Source organism: Thermatribacter velox (assembly GCF_038396615.1).
Classification (GTDB): Bacteria; Atribacterota; Atribacteria; order Atribacterales; family Thermatribacteraceae; genus Thermatribacter; species Thermatribacter velox.
In genome coordinates this window covers 1913882-1936471 of record NZ_CP121689.1, presented here as the reverse complement: position 1 = coordinate 1936471, position 22590 = coordinate 1913882, and the positions used below count along the sequence as shown (strand labels likewise).

General features: G+C 44.4%; 21 protein-coding genes and 1 pseudogene. All 22 read left to right on the top strand.

Going from position 1 to position 22590, the window contains the following annotated elements; genetic code table 11:
• The first annotated feature begins 217 nt into the window (after positions 1–217).
• A complete protein-coding gene (locus QBE54_RS09570; protein ID WP_369017964.1) occupies positions 218–1027 on the top strand; it encodes a sugar phosphate isomerase/epimerase family protein in 810 nt (269 codons plus the stop codon).
• Between the two features lie 121 nt (positions 1028–1148).
• Positions 1149–2150: a sugar ABC transporter substrate-binding protein gene (locus QBE54_RS09565; RefSeq protein ID WP_369017963.1), complete on the top strand. Its 1002-nt coding sequence runs from the start codon at positions 1149–1151 to the stop codon at positions 2148–2150.
• A 121-nt stretch (positions 2151–2271) separates the two neighbouring features.
• Positions 2272–3708, top strand: a complete 1437-nt coding sequence (locus QBE54_RS09560) for a sugar ABC transporter ATP-binding protein (protein ID WP_369017962.1) — start codon at positions 2272–2274, stop codon at positions 3706–3708.
• Positions 3695–4693, top strand: a complete 999-nt coding sequence (locus QBE54_RS09555; RefSeq protein ID WP_369017961.1) for an ABC transporter permease — start codon at positions 3695–3697, stop codon at positions 4691–4693. Before QBE54_RS09560 ends, QBE54_RS09555 begins: the two co-directional genes overlap by 14 nt.
• 286 nt (positions 4694–4979) lie before the next feature.
• On the top strand, positions 4980–6182 hold the full coding sequence (locus QBE54_RS09550) for an ROK family protein (RefSeq protein ID WP_369017960.1): 1203 nt from the start codon (positions 4980–4982) through the stop codon (positions 6180–6182).
• 41 nt (positions 6183–6223) lie between these two features.
• The gene (locus tag QBE54_RS09545) at positions 6224–7348 is read left to right on the top strand and encodes a uroporphyrinogen decarboxylase family protein (RefSeq protein ID WP_369017959.1); all 1125 of its coding nucleotides are present in this window, start codon (positions 6224–6226) and stop codon (positions 7346–7348) included.
• A 26-nt stretch (positions 7349–7374) separates the two neighbouring features.
• A complete protein-coding gene (locus tag QBE54_RS09540; RefSeq protein ID WP_369017958.1) occupies positions 7375–8217 on the top strand; it encodes a sugar phosphate isomerase/epimerase family protein in 843 nt (280 codons plus the stop codon).
• Between the two features lie 99 nt (positions 8218–8316).
• Positions 8317–9546: a sugar ABC transporter substrate-binding protein gene (locus tag QBE54_RS09535; protein WP_369017957.1), complete on the top strand. Its 1230-nt coding sequence runs from the start codon at positions 8317–8319 to the stop codon at positions 9544–9546.
• Between the two features lie 76 nt (positions 9547–9622).
• Positions 9623–10507: a carbohydrate ABC transporter permease gene (locus QBE54_RS09530; RefSeq protein WP_369017956.1), complete on the top strand. Its 885-nt coding sequence runs from the start codon at positions 9623–9625 to the stop codon at positions 10505–10507.
• Entirely contained in the window at positions 10504–11337 is an 834-nt protein-coding gene (locus QBE54_RS09525) for a carbohydrate ABC transporter permease (RefSeq protein WP_369017955.1), read from the top strand. The genes QBE54_RS09530 and QBE54_RS09525 overlap by 4 nt, the downstream gene beginning before the upstream one ends.
• Positions 11338–11353: 16 nt before the next feature.
• Positions 11354–12274: a 6-phosphogluconolactonase gene (locus QBE54_RS09520; RefSeq protein WP_369017954.1), complete on the top strand. Its 921-nt coding sequence runs from the start codon at positions 11354–11356 to the stop codon at positions 12272–12274.
• A gap of 61 nt (positions 12275–12335) precedes the next feature.
• Positions 12336–13610, top strand: coding sequence for a DegT/DnrJ/EryC1/StrS family aminotransferase (locus QBE54_RS09515; protein ID WP_369017953.1), 1275 nt, complete (start codon positions 12336–12338; stop codon positions 13608–13610).
• A 15-nt stretch (positions 13611–13625) separates the two neighbouring features.
• Positions 13626–14663: a Gfo/Idh/MocA family protein gene (locus tag QBE54_RS09510; RefSeq protein WP_369017952.1), complete on the top strand. Its 1038-nt coding sequence runs from the start codon at positions 13626–13628 to the stop codon at positions 14661–14663.
• A gap of 43 nt (positions 14664–14706) precedes the next feature.
• Positions 14707–15567 carry a PIG-L deacetylase family protein gene (locus QBE54_RS09505; RefSeq protein WP_369017951.1) on the top strand — a complete coding sequence of 287 codons (861 nt, stop codon included), beginning with the start codon at positions 14707–14709 and terminating at the stop codon, positions 15565–15567.
• Between the two features lie 10 nt (positions 15568–15577).
• Positions 15578–16588, top strand: a complete 1011-nt coding sequence (locus QBE54_RS09500) for a Gfo/Idh/MocA family protein (RefSeq protein WP_369017950.1) — start codon at positions 15578–15580, stop codon at positions 16586–16588.
• Between the two features lie 6 nt (positions 16589–16594).
• A complete protein-coding gene (locus QBE54_RS09495; protein WP_369017949.1) occupies positions 16595–17926 on the top strand; it encodes a sigma-54-dependent transcriptional regulator in 1332 nt (443 codons plus the stop codon).
• Between the two features lie 183 nt (positions 17927–18109).
• Positions 18110–18400: a co-chaperone GroES gene (groES, locus tag QBE54_RS09490; RefSeq protein WP_369017948.1), complete on the top strand. Its 291-nt coding sequence runs from the start codon at positions 18110–18112 to the stop codon at positions 18398–18400.
• Positions 18401–18427: 27 nt separating this feature from the next.
• Positions 18428–20044 (top strand): chaperonin GroEL, encoded by a 1617-nt coding sequence (gene groL, locus QBE54_RS09485; protein WP_369019433.1) that lies wholly within the window; start codon positions 18428–18430, stop codon positions 20042–20044.
• Positions 20045–20122: 78 nt separating this feature from the next.
• Positions 20123–20218: pseudogene (locus QBE54_RS09480) on the top strand (FmdB family zinc ribbon protein); the annotation flags it as partial.
• A gap of 40 nt (positions 20219–20258) precedes the next feature.
• Complete coding sequence (locus QBE54_RS09475; RefSeq protein WP_369017947.1) at positions 20259–21062, top strand: zinc ribbon domain-containing protein; 804 nt, start codon at positions 20259–20261, stop codon at positions 21060–21062.
• Positions 21063–21064: 2 nt separating this feature from the next.
• Positions 21065–21997, top strand: coding sequence for a P1 family peptidase (locus QBE54_RS09470; protein ID WP_369017946.1), 933 nt, complete (start codon positions 21065–21067; stop codon positions 21995–21997).
• 56 nt (positions 21998–22053) lie between these two features.
• Positions 22054–22590 (top strand): ECF transporter S component, encoded by a 537-nt coding sequence (locus QBE54_RS09465; RefSeq protein WP_369017945.1) that lies wholly within the window; start codon positions 22054–22056, stop codon positions 22588–22590.

The window sequence follows — 22590 nt, the reverse complement described above, 5'->3', positions numbered from 1 at the left end:
AAGCCTTAAGGGTTAAACGTAGAGAACTCATAGATCTACGATAAATTTACACTAACCGTTTTGTGTCCATTAAGTTGGGAAACTCGAGCTTGAATTTCCAAAAATGTCATCCTTTGTACTTGTTTCATGGTTTTCCAAATAAATTATTAGGTTATAATTGATGAAAAATAAATTATTATTAGGTTATAATTGATGAAAAAAGGAGGTGGGAGCACAAGTGTTCTCCTTTCTCGCGGTTTCAACCAATACTTATCACGGTTTTTCTCTTTCGGAGGCCCTTTCTGGTATTGCTCGTGCCGGCTTTAAATTTGTGGAATTGGCCTGTGTAAAAGGATGGACCAACCATTTTGATTTGGAATCGTACTCTAAGGAAGATCTGGAGGGCCTTAAAAAAGAACTCAACTCTTTTGGATTGCAGGTAATAAGCTTGAGTGCTCATTCTGACCTCGCCTCAAGTGATGGAGTTGCATATCTCCAGAAAACCCTTCACTTTGCACATTTGATGGGGGCAAAAGTAGTAAATACTGGAACGATAGAAAACGAGAAAGATACGGAAGCTTTTCTAAACAACATTCAGGTTTTAGCTAAGGATGCTGAGGCGGTGGGAGTTCAGATTGGGCTCGAGATTCACGGAGATTTTTTTAAAAGTGGCGAGGTAGCCCGGGAGATTGTTCGTGAGATAGGTTCTCCTTTTGTGGGGATCAACTACGATACTGGTAACGCAATTTTTTACGGCAATGTTCGTCCTGAGGAAGATATCGCTTTATGTTTTCCCTGGTTAGTTCATATTCATCTTAAGGACAAAAGAGGAGGTTATAAAGTGTGGGATTTCCCCGCTTTGGGGAGGGGAGAAGTAAATTTTGGCAAAATCCTTGGTTCACTTCCGCCTGAAAAGCACTCCATTCCTCTTAGTGTAGAAATTGAGTTTGATGGAAAATTTGACCACCCGAAGGAATTCGTTGACCAAGCAGTTCAGGAATCATTTACTTATCTAATGCGACTCCAGGAATTGTTTGGAAGTTCTTAACACCAAGAGAACAAATGGTAAAATACAATAATCATACATAACAAAGGAGGTGATAGAACTCTATAAGTCTGGCGTATTCTAAATGTTGCAGAAAAAACGATTGCACAAGGGAGGTTTTAAGATGGCAAAAAAAGGGGTAATTTTGATAGGGTTATTTTTGGTGATATCAATCCTTTTGGGGATAGGATTAGGAGTTGTGTCTGCCCAGGAAGGAAAAAAGCTGGTATTTGGTTACATTGCTTATAGCCGAAAAGATGTTTGGAATAACTATTCCATTCTCGCTTTTGAGTATGCTGCTAAGAAAAAGGGTATTGACACAATTGTCCTTGATCCAGAAGGCAATTTAGAAAAAGCTGTGGCGGCAATGGAAGATCTTATTGCCAGAAAAGTGGATGGCATTTCTGTTTTTACCATGACCCCGGAACTGGACGTAACTCTTTACGAAATGGCAAAAGGCGCTGGTATTCCTATAACCTTCGAAAATTCCCTTCCTGCTGACACCTCGTTGGATTATATTTCTTGTGTAGCCTGTCAGTATGATGATATTGGCTATGCAGCAGGGAAATTTATCAGTGAAAATTATCCGGGCAGTAAACTCTTTTATGTCATGGGTGCGCCGGGAATGGGCATTACTGAACTCTACGAGCAGGGTCTCCACAGGGCTCTCGAGGAGTATGGGACGGTAGAGTTGGTTGGTACGCAGCCCACCGACTGGGGTGCTGAACAAGCCATGAATGTTACTCAAAACGCTATTCAGTCTGGTTTAGAATTCGATGTAATTTTTGTCAATAACGAACAAATGGCCACAGGGGTTATTAATGCTCTAAAGGATGCAGGATTGTTTGGAAAAGTAAAAATTGTGGCTACTGGAGGTGGGCCACATGGTTTGGAAATGATTGCCAAAGGGGAAATTGACGCGACTATGAGTGCTCCTGTCTCTCTGCAGGGACTTCTGACTTTCAAAAATCTTTATCAGTACGTGGTTAAAGGCGTGAAACCACCGAAGTTTATTCCTTTACCTATCATTCCTATTACAAAGGAGAATCTGGCAGAAGCTATTCCTTGGGAAGTAACAGACGAAACCTATGAAAGAGCGGTAGCCTATATTGGTGGTTTAGATTAGCAAGATTGCCCCGGCTTAACGCCGGGGCAAAAAGGGAGGGAGAGCGACGCTGCAGACACTTATTGAGGCTCGGGATATTACCAAACATTTCCCCGGAGTTCAGGCATTAAAAGGGGTTTCTTTGGACCTCTATCCAGGGGAAATACATTGCCTTGTTGGTGAAAACGGAGCGGGTAAATCCACGCTTATTAAAATTCTCTCTGGGTTTTTGAAACCCGATAAGGGAGAGATTAATGTTCGTGGTCAACGGTTTCACTTTTTAACTCCTCATCTGGCCCAGTTGCTTGGCATTCAAACCATTTACCAAGAAAATATTCTGGTACCTCAAATAAGCGTGGCGGAAAATATTTTTGCTGGAAGAGAAATTGTTTCGAAGTGGGGTATTATTAACCACAGGGAAACCCTTGTTCGGGCACGATCTCTGGTTGCATCTTTGGGAGTGAATTTACCTGTTGAAGAAAGAGTAGAAAACCTTAGTGTTGCGGAACAACAGCTGGTAAAAATCGCTCGGGCCATTGCTCTGGAACCCCGGGTCTTGATTCTGGATGAGCCCACAGCAGTGTTCAATATTAACGAAACCCGGATGGTTTTGAATCTTGTAAAAAATCTTGCTCAGAAGGGCATTGGTATCATTTATATTTCTCATCGCCTGGAAGAGATTTTGGAGATAGCTCATCGCATTACGGTCCTGCGCGATGGGTTTAGAGTCGCCTGCCATAATCACCGAGAAGAAAGGGTAGATCTTGTTACCCTGACTCGGGAGATGGCGGGAAAGAGCGTGAATGTTTTTAAGAGGAAAAAGCATCGGCCCTCTGGCGATGTGGTGCTGGAGGTAAAGGATCTGCGACTTACTCCTGCTTCTCCACCGGTTTCTTTTTCCTTGCATCGAGGTGAAATTCTGGGAGTTGCTGGTCTTGTTGGTTCGGGAAGAACTGAACTTTTTCAGGCTCTCTTTGGTTTTAGAAAGCGTTACTCTGGAGAGATTTGGATTAAGGGTACTCGGGCAGAAATCCATTCTCCGCGGGATGCCGTTCGCTGTGGTCTTGGTTACATAACTGAGGATCGACAGAGAACCGGCCTTGCTCTTGGGTTGAGCGTGACTAAAAACGCCACCATTCCGTCGCTGGATGACCACTTTCGGGGATTTTTTATTTCTCTTCCTCGGGAAAGGGGAATTGTGGAAGAATATGTTCGGAGCCTTGAAGTTAAAACTCCTTCCTTGGAGCAAGAGGTTCGCTTTTTAAGTGGTGGCAATCAGCAAAAGGTAATTTTAGCTCGATGGCTTTTGAAGGACGTGGAAATTATCATTTTTGACGAACCCACCATTGGTATAGATGTTAATGCTAAGGGTGAAATTCACCGTTTGATTGCTGATCTTGCACAAAGGGGAAAATCGATTATCGTTATTTCTTCAGAAAATCCAGAACTCGTTGCCCTTTGCGACCGAATTCTGGTTATCCGTCAAGGAAAAATTGTTAGAGAACTTTCCGCTGAAGAAATGAATGAAGAGAATATTATTTCTTCCGCTTTTGGGGTGACTGCCAGTGAAAGAGCATGAATACCTGCATAATAAAAGCCAACCTGTGGAAGATGTGGTTTCTCCGAGTAAAAGAATTTCAGTATTCCGCAGCCAGACCTTTTTCTTGATGGTGGTTATTGTTATTCTTTCGGTACTTTTTGGAACCTTAAACCCTCGGTTTTTGAGCCAAGGAAATCTCTTAGCGGTCTTCCAACAGATCGCAGTTTTGGGTATAGCCACCATGTCTATGACTTTACTTCTTATTTCCGGGGGAATTGATCTTTCTATTGGTTCCATGATTGGCTTAAGCGGAGTGGTTATTTGCAAGATGGTTATGGCTGGGATATCTCCCTTTTGGGCGATTCTGGCAGGATTTTTGCTCCCCATAGGATGTGGGTTAATCAACGGGGTTATTGTTAGTAAAAGTAAATGTGTTCCTCTAATCGTCACGCTGGGCATGAGCTATGTTTATTACGGTCTGGCTTTAGTTATATCTGGTGGCCTTTTTCTTTCTCTCAGAGGGCATTTTACTTTTCTGGGGCGTGGAAGATTTTTGGGGATTCCTGTGTCAGTAATGGTCCTTTTCGTGGTGGTTTTAGTGGTTCATTTTATGCTGCGCAATACCAAGTTTGGCCGTCGGTTAGTAGTTATGGGTGGTAACGAGCAGGTTGCCTTCCTTTCTGGCATCAATGTAGACCGCTTGAAAATTGCCAGCTATACTTTGAGTGGTGTATTGATAGGGTTGGCTTCCCTGGTGCTGATTTCCCGCTTGGGAAATATCCTGGCTAATGCAGGAGAAGGTTATGAACTTCGAGCTCTGGCATCAGCCATCATCGGTGGTGTTACCTTTGAAGGAGGTAGAGGTTCGGTTCTGGGTGCTTTTCTGGGCGTTGTACTGCTTGGAATTGTCCAGAATGGTCTCAACATTCTCAACGTTTCTTCCTATTTTCAAACCTTTACTGTTGGTCTCATTATAGTCGTTGCGGTGGTGGTCAGTAATCTGGAAAAACTCAGGAGAAGGTAAGTAGTTTTTTCGTTAGGTTCCACAGCCAAAGAAGTGTTCGTGTAAAAAGTTGTAAAGGTATAGTTTTATTTTCTTGTGGGCTGCCTGAGTAGTGTAGGTGAAACCAATTTTTTTGTTGCTTTCTGTGCTTCATTTGTGCCTTCGTTTTTGGAGCAACAGAGAGATATTAGTTTTCTTTTTGGGGAAGTGTTTGAAATTATCCGTATCTGTTGACAATAGCTTTAGAAAAATGCTATCATTACTCAAACACTTTTTTCATTGAAAGAACAAAGTTGGTCAATTCCTAATGAATCTCACTTATCAGAAAAGGGTTCGAGAGGAAAATCTAAAAAGAGCTATCCGCTTTATCCATCGTCAGGGAACAACTAATCGTTCTACTCTCGCTAAGGTTTTAAATCTTAGTCTTTCCACGATAACCACCCTGATTGCTGAACTCAAAGATAAAGGCTTGATTCAGGAGGAAGGGTTGGGAGAATCCATTGGTGGTCGGAAGCCTGCCATGCTCCATTTCAACAAGGAGTGGGGCTGGGTGATTGGCGTTAAAATAGGGGTTCGTCGCTTACATCTGGGATTAGCTAACCTGAATGGAGAATTGAAGGCCAAGAAAATAGCTCCCCTGATTTCCACCAACCCCCTGCAGGTTGTTCATCAAATCGTGGAAGGCATTTCGGACCTCTTACGGGACTACAGCACTCACCGCATCATCGGCATGGGTGTTTGCTGTCCGGGAGTTATCGACCCCGAGGAGGGGGAAATCATAAGAGCTGTCAACCTGGGTTGGAAAGACGTACCGTTGCGCAAGATGCTTGCCTCTCACTTTCCCTGGCCGGTGTTTGTGGATAACAGTCTGGATACCGGTGCTCTCGGTGAGAAGTGGTTTGGGGTCGGCAAGGACGTCCAGGACCTGGTTTACATCAACGTAGGCAATGGTGTAGGAGGCAATGGTGTAGGAGCTGGTATCATTTCTAACGGTGAACTGGTGGAAGGATATCGGCACGGAGCTGGAGAGTTTGGGCATACCAGCATCGACTTCAATGGTCCTCCCTGTCCCTGTGGTAACCGAGGATGTGTCGAGCTTTACGCATCAGCTAAAGCGGTGGTGCAAAAGGCCCGGGCCTATATCGAAAAAGGTGGTAAAACCTCAATCCTTGAGCTCATGAGCGGTGACTCGGAAGGACTTACTTGCGAAGTGATTGATCAAGCAGCCCGTCTGGGTGATACTTTTGCACTCAACCTGTGGCAGGAAACTGGTGCTGTTCTGGGTAGAGCGATTGCTAACCTGGTTAACCTTCTGGATCCTGAGGTGGTGGTTATTGGAGGAGGCTTATCCCTGGCACACCCTATTTTCTTGGAAACCATTGCCTCAGTGGTTTGGGAAACCACAGCCTCTCTACACCGCAGAAAGGTGGAAGTTAGAAAGGCCTTTTTTGGGCGTGATTCAGGTCTGGTTGGTGCTGCTGCATTAACTGTGGAACGTATTTTTGCTTGATATTGCAAAACAAAAAATTCTGGAGCAAGGAGGGGAGCATTATGGAACCTCGAGAACGGATAAGAAAAGTCCTGAAAAGAGAAGGCAAAGTAGACCGTATCCCCTGGAGCCTGTTTTTTGGTGCTACGCCCTCCTTTACGCCTCCCTTTTTTGAGAAGTTTGTTGCTCAGACAGGAATTCGTGATGTGGCTGAACACTTTGACTTTGAAGTACGCATTGCCCACTCTGAGAAAAGCGACCCTCTTTATCACACTACCAGCGCGCATTATGGCTTGCGGATGCTCCCCAATGGTATTGGTAGAGAATTTTTTACTATAGAACTTCCTGAGGAAGTTGTTTTTTCTCCCTGGGGTGTAGGTGTTTTACCTTGGCCAGATGACCCGAGCTGTGAGCGCATTTTCTCTCCCCTCTCTGGAGAATGTACTCAGCGAGAAATTGAGAACTACCCTGTTCCCGGTATTGATGAGCAAAGCATTGGTATAGTGAGTAAACGGGCTTGGGAAATACGGAAAAGAGGCTATCTCTCTGCTGCTTACTGTGGAAGTATCTATGAGTGGTGTCACTGGCTGCGGGGCATGGAAGACTTCATGATTGACCTTGTTGCAAGGCCAGAATTGGCTGGTGCCCTTATTGAGAAAGTAGCCAGCTTTACCTTTTCCTTTGCCAGAAAGCACGCTGAATGCGGTGTGGATTTGCTCTGTTTTTATGATGACTACGGTATGCAGGATCGCCTGCAAATTCCCCCTGCTCTATGGCGTAAGTTTTTTAAACCCTGGTGGCAAAGGATTATTGCTTCTTTACGTCGTGATTTTCCAGAGTGTATTTTCTTCCTGCACTCCTGCGGTAGGATTGAAGAAATCCTTCCCGATCTGATCGAGGTGGGCTTTGATGTTTTGCATCCTCTACAACCAGAGTGTCATGACGTGTCAGGAATCATAAAGAAATTCGGCTCTCAAATATCTTTTTGGGGTACAGTGAGTTCACAGCATACACTTCCTTTTGGCAGAAGATCGGATATTGAAGCTGAGGTAAAAAATAGAGAACAAATTTTTAAGGATACCCCAGCTCTTGTCATTTCACCTTCTAATACGATTGGCGCAGAGGTGCCAGTTGATAGTGTTATTTGGTTTATTGAAGCTTGTCAAAAGCATAGTGTAGTATCATAATTTTAGATGTATATAGGAGGGAGATTATGAAAAAAGGTATTAATCAATGGTCTTTTCCGCAAGATATGCCTGTTTTGGAAGTGCTTCAACGTGCTTCGAAATATCGGTTTCAGGGTGTGGAATTATGCCCCGATGAAGACGGAATTTTTCCTATTAAAACTAATTCTGAAGAACTCAAAAGAATTGGGAATCTTGCTTCGGATTTGGGTATAGAAATTTGTAGTTTAGCCACAGGATTGCTTTGGAAGTATAATCTGGCTTCGAATGATCCTTCCAAGAGGGAAAAAGCCAAAGATGTGATCAAGTACCTTATTGAAATGGCTGCTCAACTTGGTGCTTCTTCTGTGTTGGTAATTCCGGGGTACGTAAACGTACCATGGGATCCTAGTTCGGAAATAGTTCACTATCAGGATGCATTAGAGAGGGTCTGGGAGAGCTTGGGAGCCATGATTCCATATGCACAGAGTGCAAATGTGGTTTTGGGTATCGAGAATGTGTGGAATAAATTTCTGCTTTCTCCTCTGGAATTTGCTTATTTTGTAGATCATTTTAATAGCCCTTTCGTAAAAGCGCATTTTGATACTGGTAACGTTCTCGTTTTTGGTTATCCAGAACAGTGGATAGAAATCTTGGGCAAACGGATTGTTAAAGTTCATATAAAGGATTTTAAGCTGAATGTAGGTAATATAAATGGGTTCTGTCTTCCGCTCGAGGGCGATGTTTCCTGGCCAAGCGTCATGAAATGTTTGCGAAATGTTGGTTATGACGGCTATTTGATAGCAGAATTTATTCCTCCCTATCGTTTTCACACGGAAGCCTTGCTGGCTAATATATCTTTTAATTTGGATTGTATTATTGGAATGGTTTGATTTTGAGTTGTAAGGGGAGGTGATGGAGAAAAGAATGAGTAATTTTATAGGATAGTTTTTCCCTCTACGTTTATTCTTGACAAGAAAGGAGGAAAATTCATGAAGAAACTTTTAGTTGTGAGTGTAGTGCTTGTGCTGTTCTTTGCTTTTTCCTCGGTGGCGTGGGCTCAGAATCAGTTGAGAGTAATGTGGGCGGAGTATGATGGTTTAACGCCTGAATATGCAGAAAATCTTGAAAAAGCTTTTGAAAAAGCTTATCCGGATATCGATCTGGTGATAATATCTACTCCCTGGAATGAATTCCATGACCGGTTAATAACTTATGTGGCAGGAGGACAACCCCCTGATCTTTCGGTTATCGGTACCAGGTGGTTGCTGGAGTTGCTAGATATGGGCGTTATCGAACCCATAGAAAAGTGGTTGAGTGAAGATCTGAAAAACAATATTGATCCAGCTTTGTTGGAAGGCAAAGTGAGGGGAGTTCTTTATGGCTTACCCGTAGCAGCGGGCACACGTCTTATGTATTACCGTTCTGACATTATTGACAAACCTCCTGAAACCTTTGAGGAGATGCTCCAGATTGCCCTAAAGATCAACGATCCCGAAAATAAATTTTATGCAGTGGGTATGATAGGTCAAAAGTATGTTGAGCTCACTGAATACGCGTATTATCTTTTTGGTAACGGAGGCTATTTCTTCGAAATTCTTCCTGATGGAAGTTACGGAAAATGTACCGTTAACGATGAAGCTGGTGTCGGGGCCTTAGCATTTATGAATGACCTTGTAAATAAGTATAAGGTTACACAACCAGGAGTTACGGCTTATAAGCGAGATGAAGTCCAGAACCTGTTCATTTCGGGTAACCTGGGTATCATTCTTTCAGGTGGCTTTACTGCAACGTTGCTTGAACAGCACAACGTTCCTTTCAAATGGGATGTAGCTCCTATGCCTCACTTTGAAGGCAAACCGCAAAGCACCCTCATTGTTACCGATTCAATCGTGATGTTCAAGGATTCTAAGGTCAAGGAAGCAGCTGGAAAGTTCCTCGATTTCTTCTATTCCGACGAATGGCGTTTAGAGTTTGACAAGCTGGTAGGATTCCCACCCGTGACCAAATCTCTGGCCAATCACCCGTATTTCCAGAAACCCGTTTATAAAGTTATGATTCAACAAATTCCCAATGCTAAAGGATGGCCACTTATGCCCGAATGGCCTGAATGTAATGACATTATTTGGAGCAACATAGAAGCCACTTTCTTGGGTCAAAAGACTCCGCAGCAAGCCATGGATGATGCTGCTGCAGAAATTGACGCTCTGCGAGGTTTCTAAGTGTTTTTTAAATATACATTTTGAGTGTAGGGAGGGTTTTCCCTCCCTACACCTTCTCAAAAGGGTGATAGCGGGAATGTTTCGTAAGATGATAGCGAGGGAGGCAAAAATAGCTTTTTGGTGTTTGTTACCGGCAGTTGCTTTTTTGATGGTATTTATGTTTTATCCCATCTTTTACGTGATTCTTATGTCTTTTTTCAAAACAAATCGTCTTGGAAACTTAGTTTCGTACACTGGTCTTGGAAATTATCGTTTTCTTTTTAGAAGACCTGAATTCTGGACAATTATTCTGCGCTCTTGTGTTTGGACAGCGCTTGCTGTAGCTGTAAAAACAGCGTTTGGTTTAGTAATTGCTCTTTCTTTAAACACCGATTTTTGGGGTCGAAAGGTTGCTCGATCTTTGGTGGTTATTCCGTGGGCAAGTTCTGTTCCTATAAGTGCCATGTTGTGGCAATGGACTTACAATAATGATTTTGGGCTTTTAAATCATACTCTTAAAACGCTGGGTATATGGAAAAACCCCCCAGTATGGTTGGCCTATCCTAAACCGGCCTTTTTTGCCAATCTTTGGGTAGATATATGGTGTGGCATACCATTTATGGCTTTAGTTTTTTTGGCTGGGCTTCAGGCTATTCCTACAGAACTTTACGAGGCTGCAGACATTGATGGAGCAAGTTCTTTTGCTAAATTTCGTTTTGTTACTCTTCCTCTTTTAAGTGGTGTTTTAACAGTTGCTACTTTGCTTTCTACTTTGTGGACTTTTAATGATTTTAACGTTATTTATATTCTTACCAAGGGCGGTCCGGCTAATTCAACAGACATCTTAATTACCTATATTTATAAATATGCTTTTCAATATTTGCGTTTTGGCCCGGCTGCTTCGATGGCGGTTATCACTTTTATTATCTTGCTCGCTGTAAGTATTATTTACGCGAGGGCGTATTTTAGAGAAAGGTCGTGAAAGCGGTGGTAAGCAGAGGGAAATACTTTATATACCCTATTGTGGTGTTTTTGTTGCTTATTTTGCTTTTCCCTTTTTTTGTCATGGTTTCAACTGCTTTTAAACCTCTTGAAGAAGTTTATGCGAATCCTCCACACTGGATTCCCCGTGAGGTAAGATTACAAAACTTTGTGGATATTTGGAGTAAATATCCTTTGGGTGCTTACTTTAGAAACAGTTTTATCATTGCTGCTGGAACGACCTTGTTAAATATGGCTTTATGTATACCAGCTGCTTACGCGGCTGCCAGAATTAACTTCCGGAGTAAAAGTCTCGTAATGTATCTATTTTTGGTAGTACAGATGTTTTCGCCTGTTATTGTGATTATTTCTCTCTTTAAGATTATTTCTTCGTTGGGTTTACTCGATAATCTTTTTGCTCTGGTTTTGACTAATGGAGTTTTTACTCTTGCATTTTCTATATGGTTATTGAGTGGTTATTTTAGAAGTATTCCCAAAGAAATTGAAGAAGCTTCTTTAATTGATGGCTGCTCTCGCTTACAGTCGGTTGTAAGGGTACTTTTGCCAGTAGCCATGCCTGGCTTGGTTACTACGATTATATATACTTTTATTACCGCTTGGAACGAATTTATGTTTGCTCTAACTTTCATAACTTCGATGGAGAAAAGACCACTTACATTGGGACTGTACAATTTTATTGGGCGCTGGACTGTACAGTGGCACTACCTTATGGCTGCTGCCTTACTGGCTCTGTTACCGGTAGTATTTTTGTTCTTGTTCATTGAGAAGGAGCTGGTTCAGGGGTTAGCAGGGGGAGCGATTAAAGGATAAAAAGGAGGTAGATATTGTGACCACTTTCCGTTACTCTTTAGCCAAGTTTATCCCCTTTCAGGATCGGGAAGAATGTGAGCGAGTTAGAAAAATAACCAAAGAAGAAATCACCAAACATCCCAACCCTGACTTCAAAATCCGCATCATCGAGAACAAAGAAGATTTCTATTTCCAGTTTGCTCTGGACATCGTCACTCGCATTGTGGAGGCTCGTGAAAAAAATCAAAAGCTGGTACTCATTCTACCAGTTGGCCCCATGCCCCAGTACCCCATTGCTGCAGAGATGATTAACAGGTTGCGCATTCCCATGGACCACGTGTACACCTTCAACATGGATGAATACGCTGACGAGGAAGGCAACACGGCTCCTCCCACCTGGCCGGGTTCTTTCCAGAAAGCCATGTGGGACGGTTTCTTTTCAAAGATTGACCCCAAGCTCCGTCCTCCCGAAAGAAACATTCACTTCCCAACCAAAGAAGTTCTGAATGATTACGCCAAAATGATTGCTGACCTGGGTGGCGCAGATTGCTGCTACGGTGGTGTGGGTTGGTGTGGTCACATTGCTTTTTGGGAAGCACATCTTGGTTTTGAGTTTGGCGATGATCTGGAAGCTTTCAAGCAGGCTGGACCCCGCATCGTGGAGCTGCATCCCATGACCATCATGCAGAATGCATTGCATTCTTTCAGTGGAGACTGGTCCTGGGTACCACCCAAAGCAGCCACCATTGGTCCTGCTCAGATTGTGCAGGCTAAAGACCGCAGCTTCTGGCTGGATGGCTATATCGGTGGAGGAGTGAGCTGGCAGCGCTTCATAGCCCGTCTTGCTGCTCACGGAAGGGTGAACACCCTGGTGCCTGCCTCTATCCTGCAGACTCTGCCAGGAACCTACACCATGCTTGGTGGGGTGGCTGATAACGTAGAGATACACATGTCCTGAGAGAATATATCAATAGAGTATTAGAGCTTTGTACAGAATTAATTGAAGGGAGGGGAAAGAAGTGGAAAAATTGGCAATCCATGGAGGAAAACCGGTTAATGAGAAAAGTTTCCCAATGTGGCCTTCTTTTTCTGAAAAAACCAAGAAAGAAGCATTGAAACCTTTGGAAACAGGATTAGTTAATTACTGGACGGGTACCAAAGGAATGGAGTTTGAAAGAAAGTGGGCTGAGTATTGTGGATGTCAGTTTGGTATTTCCACAACTAATGGGACATCAGCTTTGCATACTGCTTTAGCTGCTTGCGAAATTGGTCCAGGGGATGAAGTGATTGTTCCTTCATATTCTTTTATAGCTTCAGCATTTTGTGTTCTTCAAGCGGGTGCAATCCCGGTTTTTGCTGATGTGCGAAGAGAAACCCATACTATAGATCCAGAAGATGTGGAGCGAAAAATAACGTCCAGAACCAGAGGTATAATAGTGGTTCACCTGTACGGCATTCCATGTGATATGGAACCCATCATGGATATAGCTACCAGACATAATCTTTTTGTTATAGAGGATTGTGCGCAAGCCCATGGAAGTGAATATCAGGGAAAAAAAGTAGGAAGTATTGGCCATTTGGGTGCTTTTAGTTTTTGTCAATCTAAACATTTTACCACGGGAGGAGAAGGTGGATGTGTAGTGACTAACGATGAAGAACTTGCCTGGCGTGCTCGTTCCTTCCGGGATCATGGCTATGATGTTAGAGAACGCCTGCGTCTTTTAGAGTTGGAAAAGAAGCTCTTTTACATCCATGAGCGAGTAGGCTTTAATTATCGCATGACCGAAATTCAATCTATCATAGGTCTTTGCGAATTAGAAAGATTTGATAGCTGGAATAAACCACGCAGAATACGCATAGGAGAGAAGCTTCTGTCCTTTTTTGAGAACCACGAAGCGGTCCTTTACACGCCTCCACATCGAAAAGAAGATAAGCTCGTGTCTTTCTGGTTGTTTCCGGTGGTATTGGACATTCAAAAATTACGTTGTTCCATTAAGGAATTTTGGCAAGCAATAGAGGCTGAGGGGGTACCAGTTGCGCCAGTACTCTGGCCTCAGATGTACAAGGAGAAAGCTTTTATTGAGCACAATGGTTTTGGAAGAGTTAAATTCCCTTTCGAATCTAAAGAATATACCAATCCGAAGAGTGTTCGGTACGACCAGGTTGTTTGCGAAAATGCTGCTTGGCTTGAAGAAAGAACTTTTTGTTTTCCCTGTCATCCGGTTTATGAGGATAAGCATGTGACACTGATGATAAAAGCTTTTGAGAAAGTGTACGATTATTTCAAAAAATGACCTGGAGATGATTATATGAAAGTCAGATGGGGTGTAATCGGGGCCGGTGGTATTGCTCGGCGGAGGACTATTCCGGAAGTCTTTAATTATGCTCAAAAAAGCGAAATTGTAGCTATCATGGATGTTAATACTGAAGTTCTCAATGAGATGCAGCAAGAGTTAAGATCTGTTAAGGTTTTTTCTAATTTGGGGGAATTTTTGAAGGAAGAAATGGAAGCAGTGTATGTAGCTTCACCAGTGCATTTTCATTATAAACATGTTTTAAGTGCCTTGCAGAGTGGAAAGCACGTTCTTTGTGAGAAACCTTTAGCTCGTACTCTGAGTGAGGCTGAGAAGCTTGCTTCAATTGCAGAGCAGAGCGGCCTGCGATTTGGCGTGGCTTTTATGATGCGATATAACGCTTATCACAGACAGATTAGAGAATGGTTAAGCGAAGGAAAGTTGGGACAGATAGTGGCCTGTAGAGCTCAGCTTACCTGCTGGTATCCACCTATTGCCGGAGCTTGGAGACAAGAATTGAAAAAGAGTGGAGGAGGAGCTCTTTCGGATATGGGTTGTCATTGCATCGATTTGCTTGAATGGTTGGTTGGAGAGGTTAAAGAAGTTTTTGGTTTTGTAGATACGATTACTCATAACTATGAGGTAGAAGACGTTAGCTCGGTTCTCTTGAAATTCAAAAATGGAGCACAAGGTTTTGTGGATAATTATTTTAATGTTCCTGACCGGGCGAGTCATAATTTACTCGAAATATATGGTACGAGAGGTGCTGTTATGACTCGTCACAGTATTGGTCAGGACCCGGGTGGGGAACTGGAATACTACTTTGAGGTGTTAGACAGGGGTTACGATGCGAAACAGTCGAGGGATAAAGAGGGATGGCAGAGACTTTATCTAAAAGCACAGCCACTTTATGCGCAGGAAATAGACGACTTCAGTCGCTGGATAATTGAGGGAGGTTCTTTTCCGCTGAGCTACGAAGCTGGTTTGAGGAACATGAAGGTTATAGAGGCTATATACAGGTCTTGTTTGGAAAAGCGCGTAATACAGGTTTAAAAAACTATCTTTATTTATTTGTTAGCAGGGGAGGATTGACACCGTGAGGAGAGAAGATTTCACTTTTTACAATCTGACGAGTAAGGAACATAGTAAAGATATTAGTTTCTTTTTTCCCGGATGGCGTGGGGAAGAAGAGAGGGTGGTTGTGTTTGCTCCTCATGATGATGATGCCATTCTTGGTCCTGGGTACCTTCTTCAGGCGGTTCAAGTTTTCGGAGGTGAAGTACACGTTGTAATTTTCTGTAATGGCTCAGGAGGTTACAGCCTGATTGAGCACAAGCACTTGATTACTGCTCTGAGGTTTAGGGAGACTATTCGAGCTTATGCTAAGTTGGGTATACCTGAAGTGCGAATTCACCGTCTGGATTACGAAGATTATAGTGTGTGGCCTTTTATTGGCTGGCATCTGCCGGGCAAGGAGGAAGGTACCTTTAGAAAAGTATTGCCGCTTCTTCGTCGTATAGGTGCAACTCGTCTCCTCTTGCCTAACGGTTACAAAGAGCATCTTGACCATACAGCTACTTTTATGGTGGGGGCTTTTGATGGGCCACAGGCTGGGGATCCGGTAATGGCTGATTGGGGTGAAGCACGTTCCATTTCCACTTTTTTACAATATGCAGTATGGAGTGATTTTTCTCCGGAAGACGCTTTATTGCAGGGTAGGAATTCTGAGATACGTGCTAACCTGGCTATTAAGGCTCCTTATGAAGCTGAACAGGTTATTCGTGATGCCATGCAGGAATATGAAACGCAGGCAAAGATTGTTGCAGGTCTTTTGGAAAGCCGAAAAGAAAGGAAGATTAATGAGAGAGAAGTTATGGAAGTTTACCTGCGTTTTGAGCCTCGCCCCAAATGTGATTATCGAAAATATGTAGACTATCTCATTTCAATTGATAAGTGAGGTGTTAAAGATGAAAAAAATAGCTCTGCTAGGAGCAGGTTTTATCGCTTCGGTACATATGGAAGCCTGGAAGAACATAGAAGGAGCAAAAGTGGTTGCTTTTTTTGAGGTTAATAATGTTAAGGCCTCTGAATTTCAAAAAAAATATTCCTTACCTCATTACAACTCGTTATCACAGCTTTTTAGCGAGCAAGAAGTAGACGCAGTAGACATTTGTCTTCCCACTTTTTTGCATCGCGAGTATACAGAAATGGCGGCTTTGGAAAAAAAGCATGTTTTTTGTGAAAAGCCAATTGCTCTGAGCCTGGAAGATGCTTTTGCCATGCAAAAAGTGTGTGAGGATAATGGCGTATTTTTGATGATTGGTCATGTGTTGCGTTTTTGGGGTGAATACGTCAAAGCGAGAGAACTTGTTGCTAGTGGGGCAATTGGTCAGCCAATTTTAATAAATGCCTTTCGGCTTTCGGTAACTCCTGTTTGGTCGGTAAACAGCTGGATTTTAAAATCTCACTTGAGTGGGGGAGCATCTCTGGATCTTCACATCCATGACCTGGATTTTGTAAACTGGTTGGCGGGTAATCCTCAAGAGGTTTTTGCCAGGGGTCTTTTCCGGGAAGATTCTCTTGATCATGTGGTTACTACTGTTAAATACGGAAATGGAGTGGTTGCTTCTATAGAAGGCGGTTGGATGATGCAGGGGGATTTCCCTTTCACCTGTGGCTTTAGAATCCTGGGTAGCGAGGGTGTTCTGGAGTGGACCTTCAGAGCTGGCGTGAATATTGAAGAGCGTGCTCAAAGCAGCCCTCTTTTTCTCTATCGGCGAGGTGAGCAACGAAAACTGGTCGAAGTTGCAGCAGAAGATCCCTATCGCGAAGAACTCGCCTATTTCCTGAAATGTATTGAGAAGGATACACCTCCAGGATTAGGAACTCCAGAGCAGGCCATTGAAGCCCTTCGATTAGCTCTTGCTGCTAAAAGTTCAGTAATTGAAGGTGAAAGGGTTTTGCTGGAAGAGCTTTGATCATCGATGGGTTTGCGTAAGGTTTTAATCGTCAGTGAAGATCCTCTTTTGCAGGGGAAAATCGCGGATATTTTGAGAGACGAGGGCTACTATGTAGTGGTGGTGCGCGACCGGAACCTGGCTTTGAACTGCTTAGAGCGAGAGGAAATAAACATTGTGCTGGCTGAAGAAGAAATACTTGCTGAGGAAGGATTTCAGTTTTTGCGTTCTGTGCGGGAACGCTTTGGTGAAGTGGTGGTGCTCGCTGTGGGTGGTAGCGATAACCCCTTTTACGTGCGGAGTCTCCTTAACAAGGGGATTTATGATTATCTCTCCCGACCGCTCACCCCGCTGCGCCTTCTTTCCACCATAAAGAGAGCTGAAGAGCACCTCAATCTGCTCGCTGAGAACAAAGACCTGAAGAAAAGGATTGGCACTCGTTTCTCTTTTGCTGGAATCACAGGCGTTTCAGAAAAGATGCAGCGCATTTTCGACCTGGTGCTCCAGGTGGCTCAGGTGAGGAGACCGGTCCTGATTTTTGGAGAGCAGGGAACGGGTAAGGAACTGATAGCCAGAGCCATTCATCAGTATTCTTTTCCAGAAGGTCGTCCCTTTTTCAAGGTCTTGTGTCCTGGTTTGCCGTCTGGTTTTTTGAAAAGGGCTGAGTGGCTGAAGACCGAAGAGACTCATAAAAAGTTGCCCGATGAATTTCAGGGAACTCTCTTTTTTGAAGACGTGCATCTTTTGCCTTTCCCCGTTCAGGCTGAAGTGGTTGATTTTCTGGAAGAATACCGTTTTGGAGGCGGCTCAAAAGATTTTCGAATCATCGCTTCTTCGGAAACTTCCCTTGAAGAGGAAGTAGCCATAGGCCGTTTTCGTAGTGACCTTTACTATTTTTTGAGTGCGGTAAAGATAGAGATACCCCCTTTGAGGGAGCGCAAAGAAGATATTCCTTTTTTAATAGAGCGCTTTCTGCGTGAAATTGCACAGGAAACCGGGAAGGAAGTTATTGCTATTGACAAAGAAGCGCTGCAGGTGCTCATGGAGTACGATTGGCCGGGAAACGTCATTGAGCTCCGCAATGTTCTTGAAGGAATGGTTATACTTTCCCAGAACCAGGTTTTAACAGCCAAAGACGTTCCAGCTCAAATTCGCAAGGGCGCAGATTTTGGGAAAATTGTGCCGGTGCGGGTTGGTATGACTCTGGAAGAAGCGGAGAAAATCCTTATTCTGGAAACCCTGCGAGCCAACCGCTTCAACAAGAGCAAAACCGCCCAGATGCTGGGTATAGGCTTGCGCACTCTTTACCGCAAGATTGAGCAGTATGACCTTGCGGAAAACGAATTTTCCAAGAAATAGATTTGTCAATTTGGCAAGGTAAAGAACCCTCTTTTGTCATTTTGACAAAAACAATTCCCACTTTTTGCCATTATGACATAATTTTGACTTTGATTGATTTTGCTTTTAGCTTGCAAAAACCCCCCTTCCGAGTTAGAATAATGAGCGGTCTTAAGAAAAAATTAGGAAAGGGGTGACACCAAAGTGAAGATTAAACCACTGGGAGATCGAGTTCTGGTAAAACGTATGGAGGAAGAAGAGGTACGCAAGGGTGGTATCATAATTCCGGATACTGCCAAAGAGAAGCCCCAGCAGGGAACAGTAGTAGCCGTAGGTACGGGCAAGGTTGACGAAAATGGAAATCGCAAACCCCTGGAAGTCAAAGAAGGGGACAAGGTGCTTTTTGGCAAGTACGCTGGCACCGAAGTGAAGCTTGATGAAGAAGAATATCTCATCATGCGCGAGGACGATATACTGGGTATTATTGAAGAATAACCGACAAAGGAGAAAGGAGGTCAGCGGATAATGGCCAAACAGATAATTTTTGAGGAAGAAGCACGTCAAGCCATACTGCGGGGCGTTAAAACTCTGGCCGATGCTGTTAAGGTTACTCTGGGCCCCAAAGGGAGAAACGTGGTTATTGAAAAGAAATTTGGTTCACCCACTATCACTAAAGACGGGGTTACCGTTGCTAAGGAAATAGAGCTGGCTGATCCCAATGAAAACGTGGGTGCGCAGCTGGTTAAAGAAGTGGCTTCGAAAACCAGCGATGTTGCCGGTGACGGAACCACCACTGCTACCGTTTTGGCTGAGAGCATTTACAGGGAAGGTCTACGCAATGTTGCTGCGGGCTCTAACCCCATGCTGCTCAAACGTGGTATTGACAAAGCAGTGGAAGCAGTGGTTGAAGAGCTCAAGAAGATGAGCAAGGAAGTCAGCGATCGCAAAGAGATTGCACAGGTTGCATCCATTGCTGCCAACAACGATGAATCTATTGGTAGCATCATCGCTGATGCTATGGAAAAAGTAGGAAAAGATGGAGTAATCACTGTTGAAGAAGCCAAAGGGTTGGAGACCACTCTGGAGGTTGTGGAAGGTCTGCAGTTTGATCGGGGATATCTTTCTCCGTACTTCATTACTGACCCAGAAAGAATGGAAGCAGTTTTAGAGAATCCGTTGATTCTCATCTATGAGAAGAAGATTTCAGCAGTCAAAGACCTGCTGCCTTTGCTTGAAAAGGTAGTTCAGCTGGGCAGACCGCTTCTGATCATCGCTGAGGACGTGGAAGGCGAAGCGTTGGCCACTCTGGTTGTAAACAAACTAAAGGGCGTTTTGAACTGTGCTGCAGTGAAAGCTCCTGGTTTTGGAGACCGCAGGAAAGCAATGCTTGAGGATATTGCCATCGTGACTGGTGGTCGCTTCATCTCCGAAGACCTGGGCATTAAGCTTGAAAACGTTACGGTACAGGATCTGGGCCAGGCTCGCAAGGTGGTTATTGACAAGGAAAACACCACCATCGTCGAGGGTGCTGGCAAGAAAGAAGACATAGTAGCCAGAATGAACCAGATCAAGCGCCAAATCGAAGAAACCACTTCCGATTATGATCGTGAAAAACTGCAGGAGAGACTGGCCAAGATTGCTGGTGGTGTGGCAGTTATCCGGGTAGGTGCAGCCACTGAAGCTGAAATGAAAGAGAAGAAAGCCCGAGTTGAAGACGCACTCCATGCAACTCGCGCAGCAGTTGAGGAAGGCATTGTTCCTGGCGGTGGTGTGGCGCTCATTCGTGCAGCTAAGGCTATTGACGCACTGCAGCTTGACGGCGATGAAAAGATTGGAGCTCTGATTGTCAAGAAAGCTCTGGATGAACCCGCCAAGATGATTGCCGAAAACGCTGGAGAAGAGGGTTCGGTAATTGTCGAGCGCATCAAGTCGTTTGACAATCCCAACATGGGTTACAACGCACTCACTGGAGAGTTCGTGGACATGATTGAAGCAGGAATTATTGATCCTACCAAAGTGACCAGAACTGCACTTCAGAATGCAGCAAGTGTGGCTTCAGTAATGCTTACCACTGAGTCCGTGGTAACTGAAATACCGGAGAAAGAAAAACAGCAGACTCCGCCAATGCCTGAGTATTGATAGGGTATAATATAGAGGGAGAAGCCCGGTAGGGGATGTTCTCCTTTGCCGGGCTTTTGATTTTTGGAGGTGTTGGTCATGCCAATTTATGAGTATCAGTGCATAGATTGCGGCAAAACTTTTGAAGAGTTTCAATCATTCAGCGATAAACCGGTTCAGGAGTGTCCCTTTTGTAAGGGGAGAGTAAAACGCTTAATCAGTAAAAGCGTGGGTTTTGTTTTTAAAGGTAGCGGTTTTTATTGCACTGATTACCGTTCTTCGGGAAGCAGCTCTGACTCAAGCAGCAGCTCTTGCAGCTCCTGCACCTCCAGCAGTTGTTCGACCTGCGGTAGTAGTAGTTCTTCCGAGAGCAGCAACAACAAATCTTAGTGTAATTCCCATGAATGCCTTTGGGTACTTGTTGCTGATAGGGTTTTTGCTGCTGGGCGCTATCGTCTGGAGTGTAAAGCGCCGGGGCAAGGAAGTCAATGTAACCGAGTTCTGGGCGGAAAAAGAAAGAGAGTTTGGAGAAAAAAAAGTTCTTTCTTCGTTTGCACGCTATCTGGGAGGCCATCCTCGCTTTGAAACCAAAACGGAGGGCCTCCTTTATTTAATGTCCAGGAGCCTGTGGTTTGAAAATTTTGAAAAAGGCCCCAATATTTTTGGCATCGCCCCTCCTTTTGAAAAGGTGATTTTTCGAATCCCCCTCAGCTCTATTACTGCGGTTGAAGCGATTCCGGAAAAGGAACTGTTCCACAGAGACAGGAGCCTCCTGTTTCTTAACCGAAGACGCATTAATCAGAAACCAGAGTATCTCCTGGTGCGCTATCGGGACGAGTGGCAGCGGGAACGAGAAGTGTACTTCGACAGCATGGTGGAACTTGCTACCTGGCAAAAAACCATTGCTGAAACCCAGAAAAATATGCCTCCGGAGGCCCTGAAAGAAAAACCAGAAGCAGTAGGAGTCTGCCCCAACTGTGGCAAGAAGGTGTCTCCAGATTTCAAGCTTTGTCCTTATTGTGGGTGTAAACTTTCCTGAAGATGATCGAACTGGAAAGTGGTGTCAAAGTCGGCCATTATCAACATCAAAGCGCCCTGGTAGGGTGTACGGTTTTTCTTTTTTCGGAGCCCAACCGTGCGGTAGCCTCGGTTTTGGGAAAAGCTCCTGGTGAAAGAGAAGTTTCAGTGCTTCGGGCTGGTAATCTGGTGGAAAGTGTTGACGCGATATTTTTTTCCGGGGGCAGTGCTTTTGGTCTCTGTGTTGGAGAGGGAGTGGTCGCTTTCCTCAGAGAGCAGAGAAAAGGTTTTCCTACTCAAGCTGGCCCAGTTCCCATTGTGCCTGGGGCGGTTATTTATGACCTTGAAGTTTCAGGAGGGATTCTTCCTGCTCCGGAGTGGGGTTATCTGGCTGCTCAGCGAGCTTCTTTTCCGCCCCAAGAAGGCAGTGTAGGAGCTGGTGCGGGAGCTACAGTCGGCAAAGCTTTAGGTCTAGGTCGTGCCATGAAAGGCGGCTTTGGTTGGTCGAGGGTTGAAGTGAGTGGAGGCTACGTTGATAGCTTTGTGGTTTGTAATGCTCTTGGTGATGTGTATGACCCCTTTGAAGGAAAGCTTTTGGCTGGAGTGCGCGGCGCAGGTGGGAAGCCGGTGGGCTTTTTCGGTACGTCAGGTAATTTTTCAGGTTCACCGTTCAATACCACTTTGCTTTTGCTTTTTTTCTCTTTTGAGCTTTCCCGGGAGGAACTGGAAGCTCTCTCGGGAGTGGTGCATTCAGCCCTTGCCCTCTGTGTACGTCCTCTGGCGACTCTCTATGACGGTGACCTGGCCTTTCTGGTTGCTGGCAGAAAAAGAAAAAGGGCAGGTTACCTTGAAATTGTAAGGGCTGTTTATGAGGGAGTAGGAAAAGCCACTGTTAATGCAGCGCGTCGGGCTAAGGGGACTCCAGGTATACCTGCATGTAGTGATATAATGTTTTAAATTAAATAAAAGTAAAAACGCCGACCCTCAAGTGGCGGCGATGGAGGTGATTTTTCATGTCCCGTCCGGTATCTGGAAGAACTGGAGCGGGGGTTTATTCCCGATTGCCTCTGCGTAAAATCCTTCTGGCTGGTATTTTGGGAGCCATTTCAGCCATTTTGGGTCTAACCCCCCTGGGCTTGATCCCCGTTCCTAACCTTTCCGGTTACGCAACGGTAATGCACATTCCGGCCATAATCGGTGGTCTGTTGGGTGGTCCTTTGGTAGGAGCCCTGGTCGGGCTGGTTTTGGGGTTTTTTACCATGCACCTTTTTCTGGGTAATCTGGTGGCCTGTTTTGTCCCTCGTTTGTTGATTGGAGTGGTTGCCTACTACGTTTTTGCGTTGCTGGGCAAAAACAGATATGCTATTCTGGTAGCAGCCTTAGCTGGTACTTTCACCAACACGGTTGGTGTTTTAGGGTTGATGGTATTGATGAAGTACTTTACCTGGCAGCAGGTTTTGCCTGTTTTTGCGCTGAATGGTTCTTTAGAGCTTTTAATTTCGGCAGTCATTGTGTATCCGATAGTACGTGTTTTGCAAAAGGTGGTTTGA